Annotated in this window: 18 protein-coding genes; 13 read left to right on the plus strand and 5 right to left on the minus strand. The window is 67.7% G+C overall.

Annotated features, from left to right (window positions below):
• Positions 1–3 precede the first annotated feature (3 nt).
• The 4 genes from ACYVKR_RS20110 to ACYVKR_RS20125 are packed head-to-tail and all read right to left on the minus strand — an operon-like array spanning position 4 to position 3,489.
• Complete coding sequence (locus ACYVKR_RS20110) at positions 4–402, minus strand: Zn-ribbon domain-containing OB-fold protein (protein WP_460482734.1); 399 nt, start codon at positions 400–402, stop codon at positions 4–6.
• Positions 402–1,556 carry a thiolase family protein gene (locus tag ACYVKR_RS20115; protein ID WP_460482735.1) on the minus strand — a complete coding sequence of 385 codons (1,155 nt, stop codon included), beginning with the start codon at positions 1,554–1,556 and terminating at the stop codon, positions 402–404. The genes ACYVKR_RS20110 and ACYVKR_RS20115 overlap by 1 nt, the downstream gene beginning before the upstream one ends.
• Positions 1,553–2,344: an enoyl-CoA hydratase/isomerase family protein gene (locus tag ACYVKR_RS20120; RefSeq protein ID WP_460482736.1), complete on the minus strand. Its 792-nt coding sequence runs from the start codon at positions 2,342–2,344 to the stop codon at positions 1,553–1,555. Before ACYVKR_RS20120 ends, ACYVKR_RS20115 begins: the two co-directional genes overlap by 4 nt.
• Positions 2,341–3,489: an acyl-CoA dehydrogenase family protein gene (locus tag ACYVKR_RS20125; protein WP_460482737.1), complete on the minus strand. Its 1,149-nt coding sequence runs from the start codon at positions 3,487–3,489 to the stop codon at positions 2,341–2,343. Before ACYVKR_RS20125 ends, ACYVKR_RS20120 begins: the two co-directional genes overlap by 4 nt.
• Positions 3,490–3,746: 257 nt before the next feature.
• Here ACYVKR_RS20125 and ACYVKR_RS20130 point away from each other — a divergent pair, with 257 nt between their 5' ends.
• The 13 genes from ACYVKR_RS20130 (at position 3,747) to ACYVKR_RS20190 (ending at position 17,680) form a co-directional block, all read left to right on the plus strand.
• Positions 3,747–4,901 carry an acyl-CoA dehydrogenase family protein gene (locus tag ACYVKR_RS20130; protein ID WP_460482738.1) on the plus strand — a complete coding sequence of 385 codons (1,155 nt, stop codon included), beginning with the start codon at positions 3,747–3,749 and terminating at the stop codon, positions 4,899–4,901.
• A 46-nt stretch (positions 4,902–4,947) separates the two neighbouring features.
• Positions 4,948–5,916: a Bug family tripartite tricarboxylate transporter substrate binding protein gene (locus ACYVKR_RS20135; protein WP_460482739.1), complete on the plus strand. Its 969-nt coding sequence runs from the start codon at positions 4,948–4,950 to the stop codon at positions 5,914–5,916.
• Position 5,917: 1 nt separating this feature from the next.
• Positions 5,918–7,066, plus strand: coding sequence for a CaiB/BaiF CoA transferase family protein (locus ACYVKR_RS20140; RefSeq protein WP_460482740.1), 1,149 nt, complete (start codon positions 5,918–5,920; stop codon positions 7,064–7,066).
• The gene (locus tag ACYVKR_RS20145; RefSeq protein ID WP_460482741.1) at positions 7,063–9,195 is read left to right on the plus strand and encodes an acetate--CoA ligase family protein; all 2,133 of its coding nucleotides are present in this window, start codon (positions 7,063–7,065) and stop codon (positions 9,193–9,195) included. The genes ACYVKR_RS20140 and ACYVKR_RS20145 overlap by 4 nt, the downstream gene beginning before the upstream one ends.
• Before the next feature lie 2 nt (positions 9,196–9,197).
• Positions 9,198–10,178 (plus strand): Bug family tripartite tricarboxylate transporter substrate binding protein, encoded by a 981-nt coding sequence (locus ACYVKR_RS20150; protein ID WP_460482742.1) that lies wholly within the window; start codon positions 9,198–9,200, stop codon positions 10,176–10,178.
• Positions 10,179–10,192: 14 nt separating this feature from the next.
• On the plus strand, positions 10,193–10,636 hold the full coding sequence (locus ACYVKR_RS20155; protein WP_460482743.1) for a MaoC family dehydratase N-terminal domain-containing protein: 444 nt from the start codon (positions 10,193–10,195) through the stop codon (positions 10,634–10,636).
• A 9-nt stretch (positions 10,637–10,645) separates the two neighbouring features.
• On the plus strand, positions 10,646–11,062 hold the full coding sequence (locus ACYVKR_RS20160) for a MaoC family dehydratase (RefSeq protein WP_460482744.1): 417 nt from the start codon (positions 10,646–10,648) through the stop codon (positions 11,060–11,062).
• Between the two features lie 22 nt (positions 11,063–11,084).
• Complete coding sequence (locus ACYVKR_RS20165; protein WP_460482745.1) at positions 11,085–11,915, plus strand: SDR family NAD(P)-dependent oxidoreductase; 831 nt, start codon at positions 11,085–11,087, stop codon at positions 11,913–11,915.
• A 23-nt stretch (positions 11,916–11,938) separates the two neighbouring features.
• Positions 11,939–13,117, plus strand: coding sequence for an acyl-CoA dehydrogenase family protein (locus ACYVKR_RS20170; RefSeq protein WP_460482746.1), 1,179 nt, complete (start codon positions 11,939–11,941; stop codon positions 13,115–13,117).
• A 12-nt stretch (positions 13,118–13,129) separates the two neighbouring features.
• Complete coding sequence (locus tag ACYVKR_RS20175; RefSeq protein WP_460482747.1) at positions 13,130–14,818, plus strand: long-chain-fatty-acid--CoA ligase; 1,689 nt, start codon at positions 13,130–13,132, stop codon at positions 14,816–14,818.
• 32 nt (positions 14,819–14,850) lie between these two features.
• On the plus strand, positions 14,851–16,044 hold the full coding sequence (locus ACYVKR_RS20180) for a lipid-transfer protein (RefSeq protein ID WP_460482748.1): 1,194 nt from the start codon (positions 14,851–14,853) through the stop codon (positions 16,042–16,044).
• Positions 16,037–16,801 carry an enoyl-CoA hydratase/isomerase family protein gene (locus tag ACYVKR_RS20185; protein ID WP_460482749.1) on the plus strand — a complete coding sequence of 255 codons (765 nt, stop codon included), beginning with the start codon at positions 16,037–16,039 and terminating at the stop codon, positions 16,799–16,801. The genes ACYVKR_RS20180 and ACYVKR_RS20185 overlap by 8 nt, the downstream gene beginning before the upstream one ends.
• 69 nt (positions 16,802–16,870) lie before the next feature.
• Positions 16,871–17,680, plus strand: a complete 810-nt coding sequence (locus tag ACYVKR_RS20190) for an IclR family transcriptional regulator (RefSeq protein WP_460482750.1) — start codon at positions 16,871–16,873, stop codon at positions 17,678–17,680.
• Positions 17,681–17,705: 25 nt separating this feature from the next.
• Here ACYVKR_RS20190 and ACYVKR_RS20195 read toward each other — a convergent pair whose 3' ends face one another.
• Positions 17,706–19,106 (minus strand): hypothetical protein, encoded by a 1,401-nt coding sequence (locus tag ACYVKR_RS20195; protein ID WP_460482751.1) that lies wholly within the window; start codon positions 19,104–19,106, stop codon positions 17,706–17,708.
• Between the last annotated feature and the right edge of the window lie 117 nt (positions 19,107–19,223).

Raw genomic sequence — 19,223 nt, forward strand, 5'->3', positions numbered from 1 at the left:
GCTTCATGGCAGCACCTCCGCCTGCGGCAGCGCCGCGCCATCCACGGTGGCGAAGGCGATGCGCACCGGCTGGTCCACGCGCAGGTCCTGGCGCGCGCCGTCCTTCACCTGGGTCATCAGGCGAAAGCCTTCGTCCATGTGCACGATGGCGATCACATAGGGCACGTCGGCCTTGAAGGCCGGCACCGGCGCGCGGTGCACCACGGTGTAGCTCAGCAGCCGGCCCTGGCGGCCCGAGACCTTCCAGGCCAGCTCGCGGCTGTGGCAGCGCTCGCACAGCGCGCGGGGGATGAGCTGCACGGCGCCGCAGTCCGCGCACTGCTGAAAGCGCAGCTCGCCTTGCGCGCAGCCCTCCCAGAAGGGCCGGGTTTCGGGCGTGGGTTTGGGCAGGGGTCGGGTCATCAGTGCGCTCCAAGAACCAGGGAACAGTGGGCGGACAGGATGCCGCCGTCGCCATGCACAAAGGCCAGGCGCGCGTCGGGCACCTGGCGCGCTCCGGCGTCGCCGCGCAGCTGGTGCACGGCCTCCACCGCGTGGAACATGCCGCCGGCCGCGCCCGAGTGCGCGTACGACATCAGCCCGCCGTGCGTGTTGCAGGGCAGCCGGCCGCCCAGGCCCAGCTCGCCGCGCGCGGCCGCCTGGCCCGCCTCGCCGCGCTCGAAGAAACCGATGGACTCCAGTTCCACCGCCAGCGTGATCGTGAACGAGTCGTAGATCTCGGCCACGTCGATCTCGGCAGCATTGACGCCGGCGCGGGCGAACGCGGTGCGGCTCGAGGCCTTGCAGCCGAAATCGACCAGGCTGGGCGCGACGACGATGTGCTCGTGCGTGTGGCCCTGGCCCGCGCCCAGGATCTCGATGGGACGCGACTTGGCATCGCGCGCCGCCGCGCGGCTGGAGACCACCAGCGCCGCGCCGCCGTCCGAGATCAGGCAGCAGTCCAGCAGGTGCAGCGGCTCGGCGATGGGCTTGGAGGCCAGCACGTCCGCCACGGTGATGGGCTCGCGCTTTTGCGCCTTGGGGTGGCGCGCGGCATGGCGGCGGTGCTCCACCGCGATGGCGGCGAGCTGTTCGCGGCTCACGCCGTATTCGTGCATGTAGCGCCGCGCCACCAGTCCGTAGGACGCCGGCACGCTGATGCCGAAGGGCCGCTCGAACTGCGGGTGCCCCACCTCGGCCAGCGCCGCCACGGCGCCGTCGCGCGACAGGCCGGTGAGGCGGTTGTCGCCGGTGACCACCAGCACATGGTTGCACTGGCCACTGGCGACCAGCGCGGCCGCCTGCATGACCATGATGCAGGCGCTGGCCCCGCCCGCCTGGATGGCCAGGCAGGTGCCGGGGTGGATGCCCAGGTACTCGCAGAACACCGAGGCCAGCATCAGATGCGGCTCGGTGAACGAGTAGGCGCAGAGCACGCCGTCGATGTCGGACAGCTTGAGCCCCGCGTCGGCCACCGCGCCAAGCGCGGCCTCGGCGTGCAGGGCCATGCAGCTGCTGCCCGGCAGCTCGCCCACGGCGGTGTCGTAGGCGCCGGTGATGAAGGCATTCATGCTCATGGCTTGGCAATCCCCTGGAAGGCGAGCGGGCGCTTGCCCAGGAAGTTGCCCACCGCTTCGGCGTGGTAGGCGCTGTGGCGCGCCACCGCTTGGGCGGACGACTCCAGCTCGGCCAGCGTGTCCTGGTCGAGGTTGAACGAGCGGTTGAGGATGTTCTTGGCCATGCCTATCGCCTCGATCGAGGCCGATTCGAGCTGCTGCGCGAGCTGCAGCGCCGCGGGCATCAGCGCGTCGGGCGCCACCACCTGCATGGCGATGCCCAGCTCCTTCGCCTCGGCCGCGGGCAGCTCGCGGGCGGTGAACACCAGCTCCTTGGCGCGCTGCAGGCCCACGATGCGCGGCAGCAGGAAGAACCCGCCCAGGTCGGGCACCAGGCCGATGCGGCCGAACACGGCGCAAAAGCGCGCGCGCTCGGTGGCGATGACGAAGTCGCAGGCCAGCGCCAGGTTGAAGCCCGCGCCGAAGGCCGGACCGTCCACCGCGGCGATCACCGGCTTTTCCAGGTTCACCAGCTCGCGGAACCAGGGGTGCAGCCGCCGGATGCGGTCGCGGTCCTGGTAGACAGTGCGCTCGCCCTCGGTCAGCGACTTGAGGTCGCCGCCGGCGCAGAAGACGCCATCGGTGCCGGTCAGCACCACCACCTTCACGCTGTCGTCGTCGCGCGCATCGAGGATGGCCTCGGCCAGACCCTGGCGCACTTCCAGGTCGAAGGCGTTGCGCCGCTCGGGGCGGTTGATGCGCACGATGCGCGTGGCGCCCTGGTTGTCGATGTGGATGAACTTGCTCATGCCTTGAACCCCAGATCGCGGGCGATCAGATTGCGCTGGATGTCGCTGGTGCCTTCGCCGATGACGTAGACCAGCGCGTCGCGGTGGATGCGCCCCACGGGGTACTCGCGCATGATTCCGGCGCCGCCCAGGATGCGGATGGCCGCCTCGCTGACCTTGAGCGCCGTTTCCGACGCCACCAGCTTGACCTTGGCCGCCGTGGCGCTGTCCAGCGTGCCCTGGTCCACGCGCCAGGCGCCGTAGTACACCAGCCATTTGGCGGCCTCGATGTCGGCCGCCATGTCGGCGAGCCGGTGCGCGATGGCCTGGTAATCGCCGATGCGCCGGCCCGCCACCAGGCGCTCGTCGGCATAGGAGCGCGCCGCATCGAAAGCAGCCCGCGCCATGCCCAGCGCATTGGCAGCGACCGCCACGCGGTTCTCGCTGAGCGAGTCCAGGATCACCGGGTAGGTGCCCACGCGCTCGCCCAGCAGGCAGTCGTCGGGCACGAAGGCGTTCTCGATGTGGATCAGCCCGGTCTCGGAGGCGCGGATGCCCTCCTTCTTGAGCTTGTGGATGTCGAAGCCCTTATGGGGCAGCTCGACGATGAACAGGCTGATCGCATCGGGCCGCAGCTCGGGCGAGGTGCGCGCCGCCACCAGCAGGAAGTCGGCTATCGGCGCATTGGTGATGTAGAGCTTGCTGCCGTTGAGCACCCAGCCGCCGTCGACCTTGTCGGCCCGGGTCTTGAGCGCGCGGATGTTGGAGCCGCCATCGGGCTCGCTCAGGCCGAAGCCCGACACCTTCTCGCCACGCAACGCGGGCGCCAGGAAGCGCTGCTTCTGCGCCGGCGTGCCGGCCTTCCAGATGGGCCAGATGCCCAGGTGGGTGTGTGCCGACCAGCTCGACGCGAAGGACTGGCACAGGTAGCTGAGTTCCTCGCGCACGATGCAGTCGCTGACCTTGTCCAGGCCGCTGCCGCCGTCGGTCTCGGGGTACTGCACGCCCAGCAGGCCCAGCTCGCCCCAGCGCTGGAACACGTGCCGGGGGAAGGATTCGTTCTCTTCCGCATCGCGCACCAGCGGGGCCAATTCATCCCGGCACAGCCTACGCACCGTGTCGCGCACGGCTTCATGCTCCGCGGAGAACTCGAAGTTCAAGGACATCGCTCACCTTTCAAAATTCTTCATAGAGAATTTAATTCTTTTAAAAGAATATCAAATACAGATTTTCCCTAGGAACCCAGGATCAGGCCACACCCCGCGACAGTCGGTATCTTGTGTGGCTCTTATCAGATATGAACGGAAGGTGTTTCCTATGCAGGCAGCGGTAACGCCCGCTACCTGCATGGGGGAAAACCATATTGCAATCGTTCTTCCTGAAAAATATTATTCTTAATAGAGAATAATTTTGGAGACCATTGATGAGCGACAGCAACCGCCGCCCCGTCAACCAGGTGGACCGCGAAGCCTTCCGGGACATGTGCCGTGCCTTCGCGCAGAAGGAGATAGCGCCGCGCTGGGCGCAGGCCGATGCGACCAAGACCTTTCCGCGCGATTTCTACGTGGCCGCGGCCCGCGCCGGCCTGATCGGCATCACCGCCAGCGAGGACATCGGCGGCTCGGGCCTGGGCGCCTACGAGGAAGCCATCGCCATGGAGGAGATGTCCAAGGTCAACCCCAACCTGGCGGTGTCGGTGCTGGTGCAGAACGTGGCCGGCTCCATCCTGTACGAGCATGGCGGCCCCGCGCACCGCGAGCTGGCGCGGCGCATGATCGCCGGCGAGCACATGGTGGCCATCACTATCACCGAGCCCGAGGCCGGCAACGACATCCAGAACGTGCGCACCCGCGCCACGCGCGACGGCGATGGCTGGGTTATCGACGGGCTGAAGTCCTTCATCACGCTGGGCGGCGTGGCCGACACCCTGGTGACGCTGGCGCAGACCGATCTCGCCCAAGGGCGCCATGGCATGCGCTTCTTCGCCATCCCGCGCGAAACCGCTGGCATCCAGACCAGCCAGATCGATACCTACGTCAACCGCCCTGCCCCCACCTACCGCGTCGCCTTCAACCAGGTGCGGGTGGCAGACGAGGCGCGCATGGACGCAGGCTTCGCCGCCATCATGGCGGGCTTCAACCGCGAACGCATCATGGTCTGCGCGCGCTGGCTGGGGCACATGGAATCGGCGCTGCAGTGGGCGCTGGACTATGCCCGCACGCGCCAGCAGTTCGGCCGCGCCATCGGCGCCAACCAGTCCATCGCCTTTTCGCTGGCACAGGCCCATGCCGATGTCGAGGCCTCGCGCACGCTGACCTACAAGGCGGCCGAGCGCTGGGATGCGGGCGCACCGTTCGACGAGGTGATCCTCGACGTCTCCACCGCCAAGCTCTTCGTCACCCAGGCCGTCACCCGCGTCACCCAGACCGCGCTGCATGTGGGCGGCGGCTGGGGGCTGACCTCCGAGCTGCCGGTGATGCGCATGGCCATGGATGCGCTGATCGCGCCGGTCACGGTGGGCAGCGTCGAGATCCAGCAGCGCGCCGTCGCGCGCCAGCTCGGCCTGCCGGTCGACTGAACCACGCCAGCCTCCTCCCGTTCGAGATTCCCCCGGAGACAACACCATGACCGTCTTGCACCGCCGCTCCCTCCTCGTCCTGGCACTTGCCGCCTCCGCGGCCGTGCAGGCCCAGCCCTGGCCCGACAAGCCCATCCGCCTGATCGTGCCCTACACCGCGGGATCGGCGTCCGACCTGATGTCGCGCGTCATCTCCGAGCCGCTGGCGAAGGCGCTGGGCCAGCCCATCGTCATCGACAACAAGCCGGGCGCCAACTCCACGCTGGGCACGCACCTGGCGGCCAAGTCGGCGCCCGACGGCTATACGCTGCTGATGGCGACCAACGCCGGCCTGGCCGCCAGCCCCGGCGGGTTGACCGACAACGTGCCCTACGACCCGCTGAAGGACCTGCGCTACATCACGCTGGTGGGCTCGGTCTCCTATGTCTGGATCGCCAACAACGACATGAAGGCGCGCAGCGCCAAGGAGATGCTCGACTACATCAAGGCCCACCCGAAACAGACGAACTACGCCAGCGGCAACACCGGCGGCATCGCCTACGGCGGCTTCCTGAAGAACACCTACGGCCTCGACATCACCCATGCGTCCTACAAGTCCACGCCGCCGGCCATCGTCGATCTGATCGGCGGCCAGGTGCAGGTGATGATGGCCGACGTGGCCTCGGCCACGCCGATGATCCAGTCCGGCAAGGTAAAGGCGCTGGGCGTGCCCGTCGCCCAGCGCAACCCGCTGCTGCCCGACGTGCCCACCTTTGCCGAGCAGGGCCTGGTCACGCCGCCCGATATGTCGGGCTGGTGGATGGTAGCGGCGCCGGCCGGCACGCCCGAGGCGGTGCTCACCCGGCTGAACACCGAGCTGGTCAAGGTGCTGGGCCTGCCCGAGGTGCGCGCCAAGCTGCTGCAAAGCGGCATCGTCGCCTCGCCGTCCAGCCGCGAGGAGGCCGCGAAATACCAGCGCGAGCAGTTGGACGTGTGGCGGCGCATGGTCAAGGAACTCGACCTGAAAGGCAATTGAAGTGGCGCCCTTTCCCACGATCAACCAGGCGCTCGACGGCGTGACGGTGCTGGACCTGAGCCAGGGCATCGCCGGCCCCTACTGCGCGGCGCTGCTGGGCGAGCTCGGCGCGCGCGTGCTCAAGGTGGAGCCGCCCGGTGGCGACTGGTTGCGCCGGGCCGGCGGACGCATCGGCAGTTCCACCGTGATGTTCGAGAGCTTCAACCGCGGCAAGCAATCCATCGCACTGGACCTCAAGACGCCGGCCGGCGCAGCCGCGGCCCGCCAGCTGGCGCTGCGCGCCGATGTGGTGGTGGAGAACGCGCGCGTCGGCGCCATGGCCCGGCTGGGCCTGGGCTACGGGCAGCTGGCCGCCGAGCGGCCCGCACTGGTCTATACCTCCATCAGCGGCTTCGACCCGCAGGGCCCGCGTGCCCGGCAGCCCGCCACCGATACGGTGATGCAGGCCTACACCGGTATCGCGCAGCATGCCACCTCGGTGCCCGGCCTGCCGCGGCTGCGCATCGCGCTGGTGGACATCGTCAGCGGCCTCTATGCCCATCAGGCCACGCTGGCCGCGCTGATGCAGCGCTGGCGCGGTGGCGCAGCCGGCAGAGGCCAATGGGTGCAGGTCGACCTGGCCCATGCGATGGCGGCACTGCAGGCCTACAGGATCGCCGACACGCTGGTCAACGGCCCGTCCGGCGACCGCGAGGCCTTCGCCATCGCCGGCAACTACCAGGCGCGGGATGGCGCCCTGTCGATCAGCGCCGCCAGCGATGCCCAGGTGCTGGCCGCGCTGCAGGCCCTCGGCCTGATGGGCTTGGTCCAAATGCCCGCTTTCGCCGATGCCGCCGCGCGCCAGGCCAACCAGGCTGCGCTGCGCGAGCGGATCGCCGAGGCGCTGGCGCCCCTGGCGCTGGGCGATGCGCTGGCCCGGCTGCAGGCCGCCCAGGTGCCCTGCCAGCCCATCCTCGACTATGCAGGGTTCGTGGCCGACGCCGAGGCCAGCGCCCCCGGCCTGTTCCAGTGGCTGCGCTGTGCCGACGGCGCGCAGCTGCCCGCGGTGCGCACGCCCGGCACCGCCGGCGATGCGCCGCTGGTGCGTGCCCCCCTTCTCGACGAACATGCGGCGCCGCTGCGCGCCGAATTCCAGCTGGAGTACGAATGAATCCTCTCGCCAAGGCCTTCGCGCCCGCCTCCATCGCGGTGCTCGGCGCCTCCGACAACCCGCACAAGGTCGGCGGCCGGCCCATCGCCTTCATGCGGCAGTACGGCTACCAGGGGCGCATCTACCCCGTGAACCCGCAGCGGCCCGAGATCCAGGGGCTGCGCGCCTATGCCTCGCTGGCGGATCTGCCGGAAGTCCCGGAGCTGGCCGTGGTCGCCGTCGGCGGCCGGGGCGGGCTGGAGCTGGTGCAGCAATGCGCCGCCGCCGGCGTGGCCGCGGTGGTGGTCATGGCCTCGGGCTATGCCGAGTCCGGCGACGAGGGCCGGCAGCTGCAGCAGCAGATGGTGGCCGCCTGCCGCGCCAGCGGCACCCGCCTGGTGGGCCCGAACTGCCAGGGCCTGTCCAACTTCCGCAACGGCGCCATCGCCAACTTCTCCACCATCTTCCACGAGCAGCCCGGCCAGGACGGGCCGCTCGCCATCATCGGCCAGAGCGGCGCCGCCACCCAGTCCGTCTACGTGCTGGCACAGGCCCGCGGCCTGCACGCACGCTACGTGCACGCCACCGGCAACGAAGCCGACGTGACCGCGGCGGAGCTGCTGCTGCAGACCGTGGAGGATGCCGACATCCGCGCGGTAGTGATGTATCTCGAGGCCCTCACCGACCCGCAGACGCTGGCGCGCGCCGCCGCCAAGGCAGCCGAACGTGGCGTGCCGGTGATCGCCGTCAAGGGGGGGCGCACCGCCAATGGCCAGCGCGCGGCCACCTCGCACACCGGCGCCATGGCCACCGAGGACCGCGTGGTCGACGCCTTCTTCGAGCGCCACCACATTATCCGTGCCACCGACCCATATGAAGCCATCTCCATCGCCGCGCTGTGCGTGGGCACGCCGCTGCCGCATGGCTCCAACCTGGTGGTGATGAGCAACTCGGGCGCCAGCTGCGTGATGGGTGCCGACACGGCGGACGAGCTGCGCATGCCGCTGCTGCGCTTTGCCGAGCCGGCTACCCAGGCGCTGCGCCAGGTGATGCCCGCCTTCAGCAGCGCCAGCAACCCCATCGACCTGACCGGAGCCATGCTGACCGACCGCCAGCTGTTTCCCGGCGTGGTCGAGGTGCTGGCCGGCCTGGACGACCTGCACCTGCTGATGGTCTCGTTCCCGATCGCCGGCAGCGGCTACGACGTGGACGGCTATGCCGATGCCCTGGCCCGCCTGGCGCGCGAGCGCTCGGTCACGATCGCCGTCTCGGCCTACCAGGAGCCGGTGCGCGAGGCCTTCCGCCAGCGCGGCCTGGTGGTCTACGGCCGCGAGCGCGAGGCGCTGCAGGCGCTCGATACCTATGCCGCCTACGCCACGCGGCTTCGGGCCCCGGCAGTCCGCGGCGCTGCCGGGCTGCCCGTGGTGCCGCCGCTGCCCGGCGATGGCAAGGGCAGCACGCTCGACGAGGCGTGCAGCCTGGAGCTGCTGCGCGCCATCGGCGTCGAAACCATCCCCTTCGCCCTGTGCGCCGATGCCGATGCCGCCGTGGACGCCGCCGCGCAGATGGGCGGGCGGGTCGTGCTCAAGGGCTGTTCGCCCGACGTGCTGCACAAGAGCGAGCACGGCCTGGTGGCGCTGAACCTGAGCACACCGCAGCAGGTGCGCGAGGCGGCGCAGCGCCACGAGGCCACGCTGCGCACGATGCAGGCACGCAGCAGCGGCGTGCTGGTGGCACGCATGCTGGGCGGCGGACGCGAGCTGGCACTGGGCGCGCGGGTGGATCCGGTGTTCGGCCCCATCGTGCTGGTGGGCGATGGCGGCATCTATCTGGAGGCCCTGCAGGACCTGCGCCTGCTGGTGCCGCCCTTCACCGAGGCCGATGTGGCCGAGGCGCTGGCCCGGCTGCGCATCGCGCCGCTGCTGGCCGGCGTGCGCGGAGAGCCCCCGGCGGATGTGCCCGCCTTCTGCCGCATGGCCGTGCGCCTGGGCCAGGCCGTCCTGCAATGGGGTGGGCAGCTGGCATCGATCGACATCAACCCGGTCAAGCTGATGCCTGCGGGACAAGGCGCCTTCGCGCTCGATGCGGTCGTGGAACTGGCCATGCCGCAGACCCCATCAGCCACGACAACCACCCAGCAAGGAGACTGAACATGCCCATTTCAAGAAGACAGTGGCTCGCCCGTGGCGCCTGGTTCTGCGCACCGGCACTCCTGGGCCAGGCGGCCATGGCCCAGGCCTGGCCCGCCCGGCCGATCCGTCTCGTGGTGCCCGCACCGCCCGGCGGCGCCTCGGACAACGTGGCCCGCCTGCTGGGAGAGCACCTGACCCAATCGCTGGGCCAGCCGGTGGTGGTGGACAACCGCCCCGGCGGCAGCACCATCATCGGCAACAGCGCGGTGGCCAAGGCAGCCCCGGACGGCTATACGCTGCTGCTGGGCTTCACCTCCCTGGTCCAGATCCCCAGCCTCTACGCCAACCTGCCCTACGACTACCAACGCGACCTGGTACCGATCTCGCTGATCTCAACCTCGGCAGACCTGTTCATCGTGTCGTCCAAGGTGCCTGCCAACACGATGGCGGATTTCGTGGCGCTGGTGAAATCGGGCAAGGCCAGGCTCAACTATGGCTCCTACGGGACCGGCACCTCCTCGCACATGCACGGCGAGCTGCTCAAGATGCGCGCCGGCATCGACATGGTGCATGCCCCCTACAAGGGCGCCGCGCCGCTGCTGCAGGACATCCTGGCGGGTCAGATCGACTGCGGCTTCGTGGACATCAACTCGGCCTCGGGCCACCTGCAATCGCCCAAGATCAAGGTGCTGGGCATCACCGGCGCGGAGCGCTCCACCAAGCTGCCCGACGTGCCGACGTTTGCCCAGCTCGGCTACGCGGGTTTCGAGCCCTATGGCTGGATCGGCATCTTCGCGCCAGCGGGCACGCCCACGGCCATCACCACCCGGCTCGCCACCGAGTTCAGCCGTGCTACCCGCTCGCCCGAAGTCAGCCAGCGACTGGTGGCCTCCGGCATGACACCGGTGGGCAGCGGCGCGAAGGAGCTGGCGACCGTGCTGCGCGACGATGCCCCGGTGTGGGCCGAGATCGCCAAGACCGCCAATATCAAACTCGACTGAGGAAGACCCTTCCCATGCTTGACCGTTCCCACATCGGCGCCGTCATCTCGCGCCACACCACCGTCGTGGAGCCCGGGCGGCTGCGGCTGTTTGCCAAGGCCACCGCGCAGAGTGATCCGCGTTACAGCGACCTGGCCGCAGCCCGCGCTTCGGGCTACGAGCAGCTGCCCGTGCCGCCGACCTTCCTGTTCTGCCTGGACATGATGGATTCGCCCAACCCGCGCGCCACGCTGGAGCTGCTGGGCATCGACGTGCGCAAGATCCTCCATGCCGAACAGGGTTTCACCTACCACCGCATGGTGTTTGCCGGCGAGCAGCTCACTTTCGAGACCCGCATCACGGATATCTACGACAAGAAAGGCGGCGCGCTGGAATTCGTCGTGCGCCAGATCGACGTGACCGATGCCGGCGGCGCGCTGGCGGCCGAGCTGCGCAGCACCTTGGTCGTGCGCCACTGAGGAGTCTCCATGCCATCCCTGAAATTCACTGACATTCCGCTAGGCCGCGAGTTGCCGCCGTTCACCACCGGCCCCATCACCCGCGGCACGCTGGCCCTGTATGCAGGCGCCTCCGGCGACCACAACCTGGTCCACATCGACTCCGACTTCGCCCAGGCCGCAGGCATGCCCGATGTGTTTGCGCACGGCATGCTGTCCATGGCCTACCTGGCCCAGTTGCTGACGAACTGGACCGCCCAGGAATCGATACGAGACCTGCGCGTGCGCTTCAGCGCCATCACCCACCTGCACGAGCGCATCACCTGCACCGGCATCGTGGTGGAGAAGAACGAAGCCGCGCGCACGGTAAGGCTGGAAATCCGCACGGCCAACGAGGCCGGTGAAACCAAACTGTCCGGCGAAGCCATCGTGGCGCTGGACGCATGACCCACACAGCAAGGAGAACCGCATGAGCAGAAAACTGGAAGGCAAGGTGGCCATCGTCTCGGGATCGGGCCGCGGCATCGGGCGTGAGATCGCCCTCAAATTCCACCGCGAGGGTGCGGCGGTCGTGATCAATGACCTCGACCAGGAGCCCGCGGACGAAGTCGTGCACCTCATCACCAGCGAAGGCGGCCGGGCCACCGCCTGCGTCGGCAGCGTGACCGACGCGGACTTCGGCACCCGCTTCGTCAACACCGCGCTCGACACCTACGGGCAGCTCGACATCATCGTGAACAATGCCGGCTATACCTGGGACAACGTGATCCAGAAGATGACGGACCAGCAATGGGACGACATCATCGCGGTCCATGTGTCGGCCCCGTTCCGCATCCTGCGCGCGGCGGCGGACTATTTCCGCGAATCTGCCAAGAAGGAAGCCGGAGAAGGCCGCGAGGTCTTCCGCAAGGTGGTCAATATCTCGTCGGTCTCCGGCGTATACGGAAATGCGGGCCAGGCCAACTATGGCGCAGCGAAGGCCGGCATCAATGGCCTGACCCGGGCGCTGGCCAAGGAATGGGGCCGCTACAAGGTGTGCGTCAACAGCGTGGCCTTCGGCCTGATCCACACCCGCATGACCGTACCGTATGCCGGCGAGGAAAGCGCCACCATCGATGTCGGTGGCCGGGAGATCAAGGTCGGCATCAACGAGCAGTTGGCCAGGAACATCGCCGCGATGATCCCCATGGGCCGCGGCGGTACACCGGAGGAAGCCGCCGGCGCCGTCTACGCACTGTGCATTCCGGAGACCAACTTCGTCACCGGCCAGGTCCTGGTCTGCGGCGGCGGCCGCCCCTGAGACCAGCGAAGGAGAACGCCCCCATGACAACCTACTCCGCCCCCTGGATCGACCCCGAGCTCCAGGCCTTCCAGGACGCGGTCCGCCGCGTCATCGACCGGGAGCTGGTGCCCCACGAGGAGCGCTGGTGGCACCAGGGCTACATCGACCGCGAGGCCTGGAACCGGGCCGGCGCAGGAGGCCTGCTGCTGGCCAGCATCCCCGAGGCCTATGGCGGTGGCGGAGGCAGCTTTGCCCACGACGCGATCATCACGCTGGAGCAGGCGCTGGCCGGGGCCACCAGCCTGGCAAACGGCGTGCACAGCGGCATCGTGGCCCACTACATCCTGGCCTACGCCGGCGAGGAACAGAAGCGCCGCTGGCTGCCCAGGATGGCCAGCGGCGAATTCGTCGGCGCGATCGCCATGACCGAGCCCGGCATAGGCTCGGACCTGCAGAACGTAGCGACGCGGGCTGTGCGCGAGGGCGACCACTACCGGATCAGCGGTGCCAAGACCTTCATCACCAACGGCCTGCAGGCCGACCTGGTGCTGGTTGTGGCCAAGACGGACCCGACGCTGGGCGCGCGCGGCGTCTCCATCATCGGCGTGGAAACCAAGGACCTGCCGGGCTTTCGGCGCGGCCGGCTGCTGGAGAAAATCGGCCAGAAAGGCACCAACACGGTCGAGCTGTTCTTCGACGATGTGCGGGTGCCCTGCGAGAACCTGCTGGGCCAGGAGGAAGGCCAGGGCTTCTTCCAGCTGATGCAGCAGCTTCCCAAGGAACGCATGATCGTCGCGCTCGGCGCCCAGGCCACCATGCTGCGCGCCGTCGACGTGACCGTGGACTATGTGCGCCAGCGCCAGGTGTTCGGCGCCCCCCTGCTCGACCTGCAGAACACGCGCTTCACGCTGGCCGAATGCCAGACCGCCGCCACCGTCACCAAGGCCTTCGTCGACGACTGCATGGCCAAGGTGCTTCAAGGCATGCTGGACAGCGCCACGGCCTCGATGGCGAAATGGTGGTGCACGCAAAAGAACTGCGAGATCATCGACGAGTGCCTGCAGCTGCATGGCGGCTACGGCTACATGCTCGAGTACCCGATTGCGCGCATGTATGCCAACGCGCGCGTGGGCAAGATTTATGGCGGCTCCAACGAGATCATGAAGGAGATCATCGCCCGCCGGATGGAGGCCGACGCCAAGGCCTCGGTGCAACGCTGACGGGAGACACCGATGCAAGACGCCCATCTCCGCTTCTGGCCCAAGGGCTTGCCCCGGGCCATCCAGGTCCCCGAGGTACCGCTGACCCACTTCCTCGAAGTCGCGGCGCAGCGCTATCCCGGCAAGGTGGCCATCGCCTGGTGCGGCACCGAGATGCGCTACGGCGCACTGCAGGCCCGCGTCAACGCGCTGGCCGGCTACCTGCAATCGCAGCTGCAGCTCCGACCCGGTGATCGCGTGCTGCTCGTCAGCCAGAACTGCCCCCAGTACATCACGGCCTTCTATGCCATCCTGCGCGCCGGTGGCGTGGTCGTTCCGGTCAACGCCATGTGCACCGCGGCCGAAATGGTCCACTATGTCGAGGACAGCGGGGCCAAGGTGGCGCTGGTCGCGCAGGAACTGCTGCCGAACGTGCTGCCCTGCATGGCACCCGCCATGCCGCTGGGCTTGACCGGCCTGCTCGTCCATACCTACAGCGACCTGCTGACGGCCGATGCCCTGGCCACCCTGGATGCGGACGTTCCGGAAGTCTTTCTCGCGCCTCGGCAGCAGCCCCTGGACAGCCGCGTGGTCGGCATGGAGAACGCCATCGGGCTGGGCCTGGCCCCCGTGGGCGCTGGCCCCGCAGCCGACGACCTGTGCTCCCTCTGGTACACCTCGGGAACGACCGGCCGCACCAAGGGCTGCATGCACAGCCACCGCACCATCCTCACGGCGGGCATGTCGTCCATCCTGTGGCGCGGCATGCATGCCGAGAGCATCTTCCTCGGGGCCGCGCCGCTGTTCCATGGCCTGGGCATGCAGAACGGCATGATCCTGCCACTGGTGCTGGGCGCCACTGTGGTGATGCTGCCGCGCTGGAGCGCCCGCGCCGCCGCTGCACTCATCGAGCGCTACCGGGTCTCGATCTGGGTGGCACCGCCGGCCATGCTGGTGGATTTCTTCGCGCACCCCGATGCGGCGACGCGGGACCTGTCCAGCCTGTCCCTGCTGATCGGCGGCGGCGCGGCCGTCCCCGCGGCGGTGGCGCAGACCCTGCTAGAGCGCTTCGGCCTGGTGCTCAACGAGAGCTACGGCATGAGCGAGACCGCAGCCTTCCTGCATGGCAACCCGGTCAACCGCAGCAAGCAGCAGTGCCTGGGCATCCCCGGACCCGGCGTGGACACGCGCATCGTCGATCCCGTCACGCTGGAAGAACTGGCGCAGGGCGAGACCGGTGAAATCGTGACCAGCGGCGGCCAGGTCATGCTGGGCTACTGGCGCAACGAGGAGGCCAACCGCGCGGTGTTCTTCGAGCGCGACGGCAAACGCTTCCTGCGCACCGGCGATCTCGGCAGCATCGACGAGGACGGCTATTTCTTCATGCGCGATCGGCTCAAGCGCATGATCAACGCCTCGGGGTTCAAGGTCTGGCCCGCCGAATTGGAAACGGCGCTCTACGCCCATCCAGCCATCCACGAGGTCTGCATCATCGGCGTGCCCGACGCCAAGCGCGGCGAGACCGTCAAGGCGCTGGTGGTACTCAAGCCCGGCCAGCAGGAGCGCACCACGGAGCAGGACATCATCGGCTGGTCGCGCGAACGCATGGCGGCCTACAAGGTGCCGCAGTCCGTGGAGTTCCTTGAGCACCTGCCCAAATCGGCCACCGGCAAGATCCAGTGGAAAGAGCTTCAGGACGCGTACCAACGCCCTGCTGGCTGAGCGCCACCATCCATCATTACAGGAGAGCAACCATGGCAACCCATGCAGTCATCGCCGGAGTCGGCATGATCCCGTTCAAGAAGCCCGGCCAGAGCGGCAGCTACACCGAGATGGGCTCACAGGCCACGCTCCGCGCACTTGAGGACGCCGGCCTGGCCTATGGCCTGGTTCAGCAGGCCTATGTGGGCTACGTCTACGGCGACTCGACCTGCGGCCAAGCCGCGCTGTACCAGGCCGGGATGACGGGCATCCCGGTCATCAACGTCAACAACAACTGCTCCACCGGCTCCACGGCCCTGTTCCTGGCCCGTCAGGCGGTGGAGAGCGGCGCCGTGGACTGCGCGCTGGCCCTGGGCTTCGAGTTCATGCAGCCCGGCGCACTCAAGGGCAAGTGGGACGACCGTGAAAGCCCGATCGACCGGTTCACCGCCCTTGCCGAGCCACTGGTCCGGGACGGCATTGCCGCCGACGTGCCACGCACCCTCAAGCTGTTTGGCGGTGCGGGCCGCGAGCACATGCAGAAGTACGGCACCCGCCTGGAGACCTTTGCCAAGATCCGCGCCAAGGCCAGCCGCCATGCGGCGAACAATCCGCTGGCGGTGTTCCGCGAGGTGGTGAGCGCCGAGGATGTGATGAACGAAAAGATGATGGTGCCGGGCCTGATGACCCGCTCGATGGCCTGCCCGCCCACCTGCGGCGCCGCGGCAGCCATCGTCTGCACCGAAGCTTTCGCCAGGAAGCATGGCATCCGCACCGACGTGCTCATCCTCGCGCAGTCCATGACCACCGACCTCCCTGCCAGCTTCGAGCCGCCATCGATGATCAGCCTGGTCGGCTTCGAGATGGCAGCCCGGGCCGCAAACCAGATCTATGAGCAGGCCGGCATCGGACCGGACGACATCCAGGTCTGCGAACTGCACGACTGCTTTGCCCAGAACGAGCTGCTGAGCTACGAATCCATCGGCTTCGCCAAGCCCGGCGAGGCCCAGAAGATGGTGGAGGACGGCGACAACACCTACGGCGGCAAGGTCGTCATCAACCCCTCGGGCGGCCTGCTCTCCAAGGGCCATCCCCTGGGTGCAACCGGCCTGGCCCAGTGCTACGAGTTGACGCGCCAACTCCGCGGCACCGCTGGCCCCACCCAGGTGGAAGGCGTGCGCCTGGCTCTGCAGCACAATCTGGGACTGGGCGGAGCCTGCGTGATGACCCTGTACGGCCATGCTTGACGACGACCTCGTGTGCATCGGGCGCGAAGGCCCGCTGCTACGCCTGACGCTGAACCGCCCAGCCAAGGCCAATGCGCTCACAGCCGGGATGCTGTACGCACTGGCGCAGACCGTGCAAGGCGCCGAACACGGTGACCTTATCGTGATGGACAGCGCTTCACCGCGCCTGTTCTGCGCCGGCGCCGACATCGCGCAGTTCGTCTCGGGCCCCGAGGCCTTGGCACAGCAGGAGCATGGCCTGTTGGCGTTGGTCGAGGCAATGTCGCAGTCCCGGGCACCTGTGATCGCCATTGCCCGCGGCCGGGCCGCGGGTGCCGGGGCGATCCTGCTGGCACTGGCCGATGTCGTCCTGGCAGCGGACGATCTGCAGATCGCCGCGCCCGAATTCGGCTTCGGCATGTACCCGGTCATTGTCGAAGCCGTGCTGCAATCGCGCCTGTGGCCGGCGCTGGCCAGCCGGCTGTGCCTGGGCGCCGGCAGCCTCGGTGCCAGCGAAGCGCTGGCCCTGGGCATGGTCGCCGAAGTGCTGCCCACGGATGGCTTCGCGACCGTAGCCGCCAAGCGACTGGACTACTACGCCAGCCGCCAGGCCGGCCTGCAGGCGCTGGGCGACAGCCGCCGCGCGAGCGCGGCCACTGCTGCGCTGCGCCAACAGCTGGCTACCGTGGCGCCGATGATGATGACCAACTTCGAGGCGCCCGGCGTGCGCGAGCGCATCGGGGATTACCTGGAGGGTCTACGCCAACGGGCTGGTTGAGGGCCTGGCAAGCAGGCTGGCGTTTGTAGAATAACCATCCATGACCCGCTCTCTTACGCTTACACCCTGATGGCAGAATCCTCCCCCCCCGAGAAACTGGTTGGCGCACTGAGCTCCGGGTTGCGCATACTGCGTTATCTGGCGGGTGCTGACGCGCCTACGGGCGTCACGCGGATCGCGCGGGATCTGGGCATCAATGCCAGCACCTGCTTCAATCTGCTGAAGACACTGGTCCACGAGGGGCTGGCTGTCTTCGACGAAGACACCAAGACCTACGCCGTGGGCCTGGGCATGGTGGAGCTGGCCAAGGGTGCGCTAGAGCAGTCATCCTATGTGCGCTTGCTACGCCCTCACCTGCAGGAACTGGCTCGCCGGCACCGCGTAACGACCACGCTGTGGCAGCGCAGTACCAAAGGCCGTGTAGTGTTGGTCGATCTAGTGGAAAGCTCATCCACCATGCGCGTGCACATGAGCATAGGTCAACGGCTGCCGATGTACCTGGCGGCGCTGGGGCGCTGCATGGCGGCCTATTCCCCGCTCACCACCGAAGAACTGCGTACCGAACTGAGCACCATCCGCTGGGAGAACGGCCCGAGCTTCGAAGCCTATATGCGCGATGTGGAACAGGTCAAACGGATCGGCTACGCCTCGGACGTGGACCACTATGTTTCCGGCATCACCTCGGTGTCGTCGCCGATCCTCGATTCGCAGCGCTCCGCGCTGATGGCACTGAGTGCCGTAGGCTTTTCCGCACAATTTTCCAAGACTGGCGTGGAGTCACTGGGCGAAGACCTTCGTCAACGCTGCAGTGATATCTCGTATTCGATTTCGGGTGGTACGGTCCAGCTGAACTATGCGAACGGACTCTCCAGCACATAGAAGCTCTGCCGCCCGAGCGCTGGGCCTACCCGTCTGCCAGCCTGAGCAAGGCAAATGCCGTCAGCAGTCGATAGGCCGTGGTGCGAGCGCTGTCTACCAACCCATGCGAAGCAGGCGGCGCAGACGAAAAAAATGCGGCCTGCTTGCGCAATTGCGGGGGCAGAAAGATGGCGTGCTCGGGCCACACCGTGTTGCTCATGATCGACAAGACGGGTGGTTGCACATCAAGCTCCCCATGGCGAGGATGTCGATTCTGCAGCGCACTGGGAACTATGTTGAGCAGCGCGCTCTCCACCATGGCCATGACCTGCCAGTCCCTATCGGCGCCGATGCCACCTTCGTCTCCCGGATGCTCTGTGTGAAGCAACTGCCAATACGACTGCGCTAGTGATTCGAGCCCGCGAAGCATGGCCAAGGGGATTGGAGATAGCGCTTCATACTCAGACGCATGCGTCTGGCTGGGGGTATGGAAAGCCAGCTCAGCCCACACCGACTGTTGCGCGTCGGCCGCGCTCTTCAGTTTGCCCACCGATCTCCCAATCGACGCCCGAAGCCTGGCCGGTGCTGAAGCGAAGTGCCTGCAGGAGACATAGCGGGCCAGCACCAGCAGGCCGTGCGACTGCTCCACCGGTTGCCCGCTGGCGGCCTGGGGCGGGGACATGATCTTTTTGCACAGATAGCCGATGGCTCGCTGCAGCGCTAGTGCCAGGGCTGCAAGCCTCGGCCCGGAATTGCCGACGTGGCGGTCAATCAATAGCAGTGTGTAGGTGATTCCAATATGGTCATGCAGACTCGTATTTGCCCAATCGCCTTGTTCGTTCTGCTGCTGCACGAGGATGTTCAATGCTGCGATATAAGGCAGTTGCTGCGCTGGCGCCACACGCGAGTTGCGCTCCAACATGGATTGCGGGACTCTGGGAAGTGTGATGGGAATGGCATCTGGGCCCACATAGAAGCCTTGCAGGCATAGCAGCAGATGCGGAGGCGCCGCGACAGGAGTTCTGGCCAGGCTTTCGTCCGCCACCGCCCATGCGGAGGCCGGATCGGCGTTCCTGGGTGCAGACTCAGGCGAGCTCGGGAATGGAGTGATGCTGGATGGCCAGTCTATGCGCAACTCGACCGCATCCAGCTTGCGCGCCCAGGCCCATTGGCGCACGCGGGTCGAGCCTTCGCGCCAAGCTGCATCCAGCGTGGCCCTGCGCACAAAGAACACGCAGGTATCTTCGCCCTCCGCTGCCACACTGAAGAACAGTGCACAGGCGCCATAGGGCTCCGGCAGCATGGTGATGCGTTTTTTCAGGTAGCCCAGGCTAGCAGCCAGTTGCTGAGCCAGCACGGTTTCGGTTGGCGGCAGGGACATTCCGCTGCGCGCCAACAGGCTCCATCCGGATTGTTCTGCAGAGCCCCGGGACATAAAGGCGTTCATGGTTTCTCAGGCGATAAAGAACACCATCGGATATAGAGAGATTCAACGGTACTCGAACTCCACGCGGCGGTTGCGCTGGTGCGCAGCCTCGCTGGTGCCATGGTCCGCTGGGCGCTC

The organism is Comamonas humi (assembly GCF_054782535.1).

Excerpts from the sequence above, each read along its gene's own strand:
- ACYVKR_RS20110 (WP_460482734.1), bottom strand. The coding sequence starts at position 402 with ATGACCCGACCCCTGCCCAAACCCACGCCCGAAACCCGGCCCTTCTGG.
- ACYVKR_RS20115 (WP_460482735.1), bottom strand. The coding sequence starts at position 1,556 with ATGAGCATGAATGCCTTCATCACCGGCGCCTACGACACCGCCGTGGGC.
- ACYVKR_RS20120 (WP_460482736.1), bottom strand. The coding sequence starts at position 2,344 with ATGAGCAAGTTCATCCACATCGACAACCAGGGCGCCACGCGCATCGTG.
- ACYVKR_RS20125 (WP_460482737.1), bottom strand. The coding sequence starts at position 3,489 with ATGTCCTTGAACTTCGAGTTCTCCGCGGAGCATGAAGCCGTGCGCGAC.
- ACYVKR_RS20130 (WP_460482738.1), top strand. The coding sequence starts at position 3,747 with ATGAGCGACAGCAACCGCCGCCCCGTCAACCAGGTGGACCGCGAAGCC.
- ACYVKR_RS20135 (WP_460482739.1), top strand. The coding sequence starts at position 4,948 with ATGACCGTCTTGCACCGCCGCTCCCTCCTCGTCCTGGCACTTGCCGCC.
- ACYVKR_RS20145 (WP_460482741.1), top strand. The coding sequence starts at position 7,063 with ATGAATCCTCTCGCCAAGGCCTTCGCGCCCGCCTCCATCGCGGTGCTC.
- ACYVKR_RS20150 (WP_460482742.1), top strand. The coding sequence starts at position 9,198 with ATGCCCATTTCAAGAAGACAGTGGCTCGCCCGTGGCGCCTGGTTCTGC.
- ACYVKR_RS20155 (WP_460482743.1), top strand. The coding sequence starts at position 10,193 with ATGCTTGACCGTTCCCACATCGGCGCCGTCATCTCGCGCCACACCACC.
- ACYVKR_RS20160 (WP_460482744.1), top strand. The coding sequence starts at position 10,646 with ATGCCATCCCTGAAATTCACTGACATTCCGCTAGGCCGCGAGTTGCCG.
- ACYVKR_RS20165 (WP_460482745.1), top strand. The coding sequence starts at position 11,085 with ATGAGCAGAAAACTGGAAGGCAAGGTGGCCATCGTCTCGGGATCGGGC.
- ACYVKR_RS20170 (WP_460482746.1), top strand. The coding sequence starts at position 11,939 with ATGACAACCTACTCCGCCCCCTGGATCGACCCCGAGCTCCAGGCCTTC.
- ACYVKR_RS20175 (WP_460482747.1), top strand. The coding sequence starts at position 13,130 with ATGCAAGACGCCCATCTCCGCTTCTGGCCCAAGGGCTTGCCCCGGGCC.
- ACYVKR_RS20180 (WP_460482748.1), top strand. The coding sequence starts at position 14,851 with ATGGCAACCCATGCAGTCATCGCCGGAGTCGGCATGATCCCGTTCAAG.
- ACYVKR_RS20185 (WP_460482749.1), top strand. The coding sequence starts at position 16,037 with ATGCTTGACGACGACCTCGTGTGCATCGGGCGCGAAGGCCCGCTGCTA.
- ACYVKR_RS20190 (WP_460482750.1), top strand. The coding sequence starts at position 16,871 with ATGGCAGAATCCTCCCCCCCCGAGAAACTGGTTGGCGCACTGAGCTCC.
- ACYVKR_RS20195 (WP_460482751.1), bottom strand. The coding sequence starts at position 19,106 with ATGAACGCCTTTATGTCCCGGGGCTCTGCAGAACAATCCGGATGGAGC.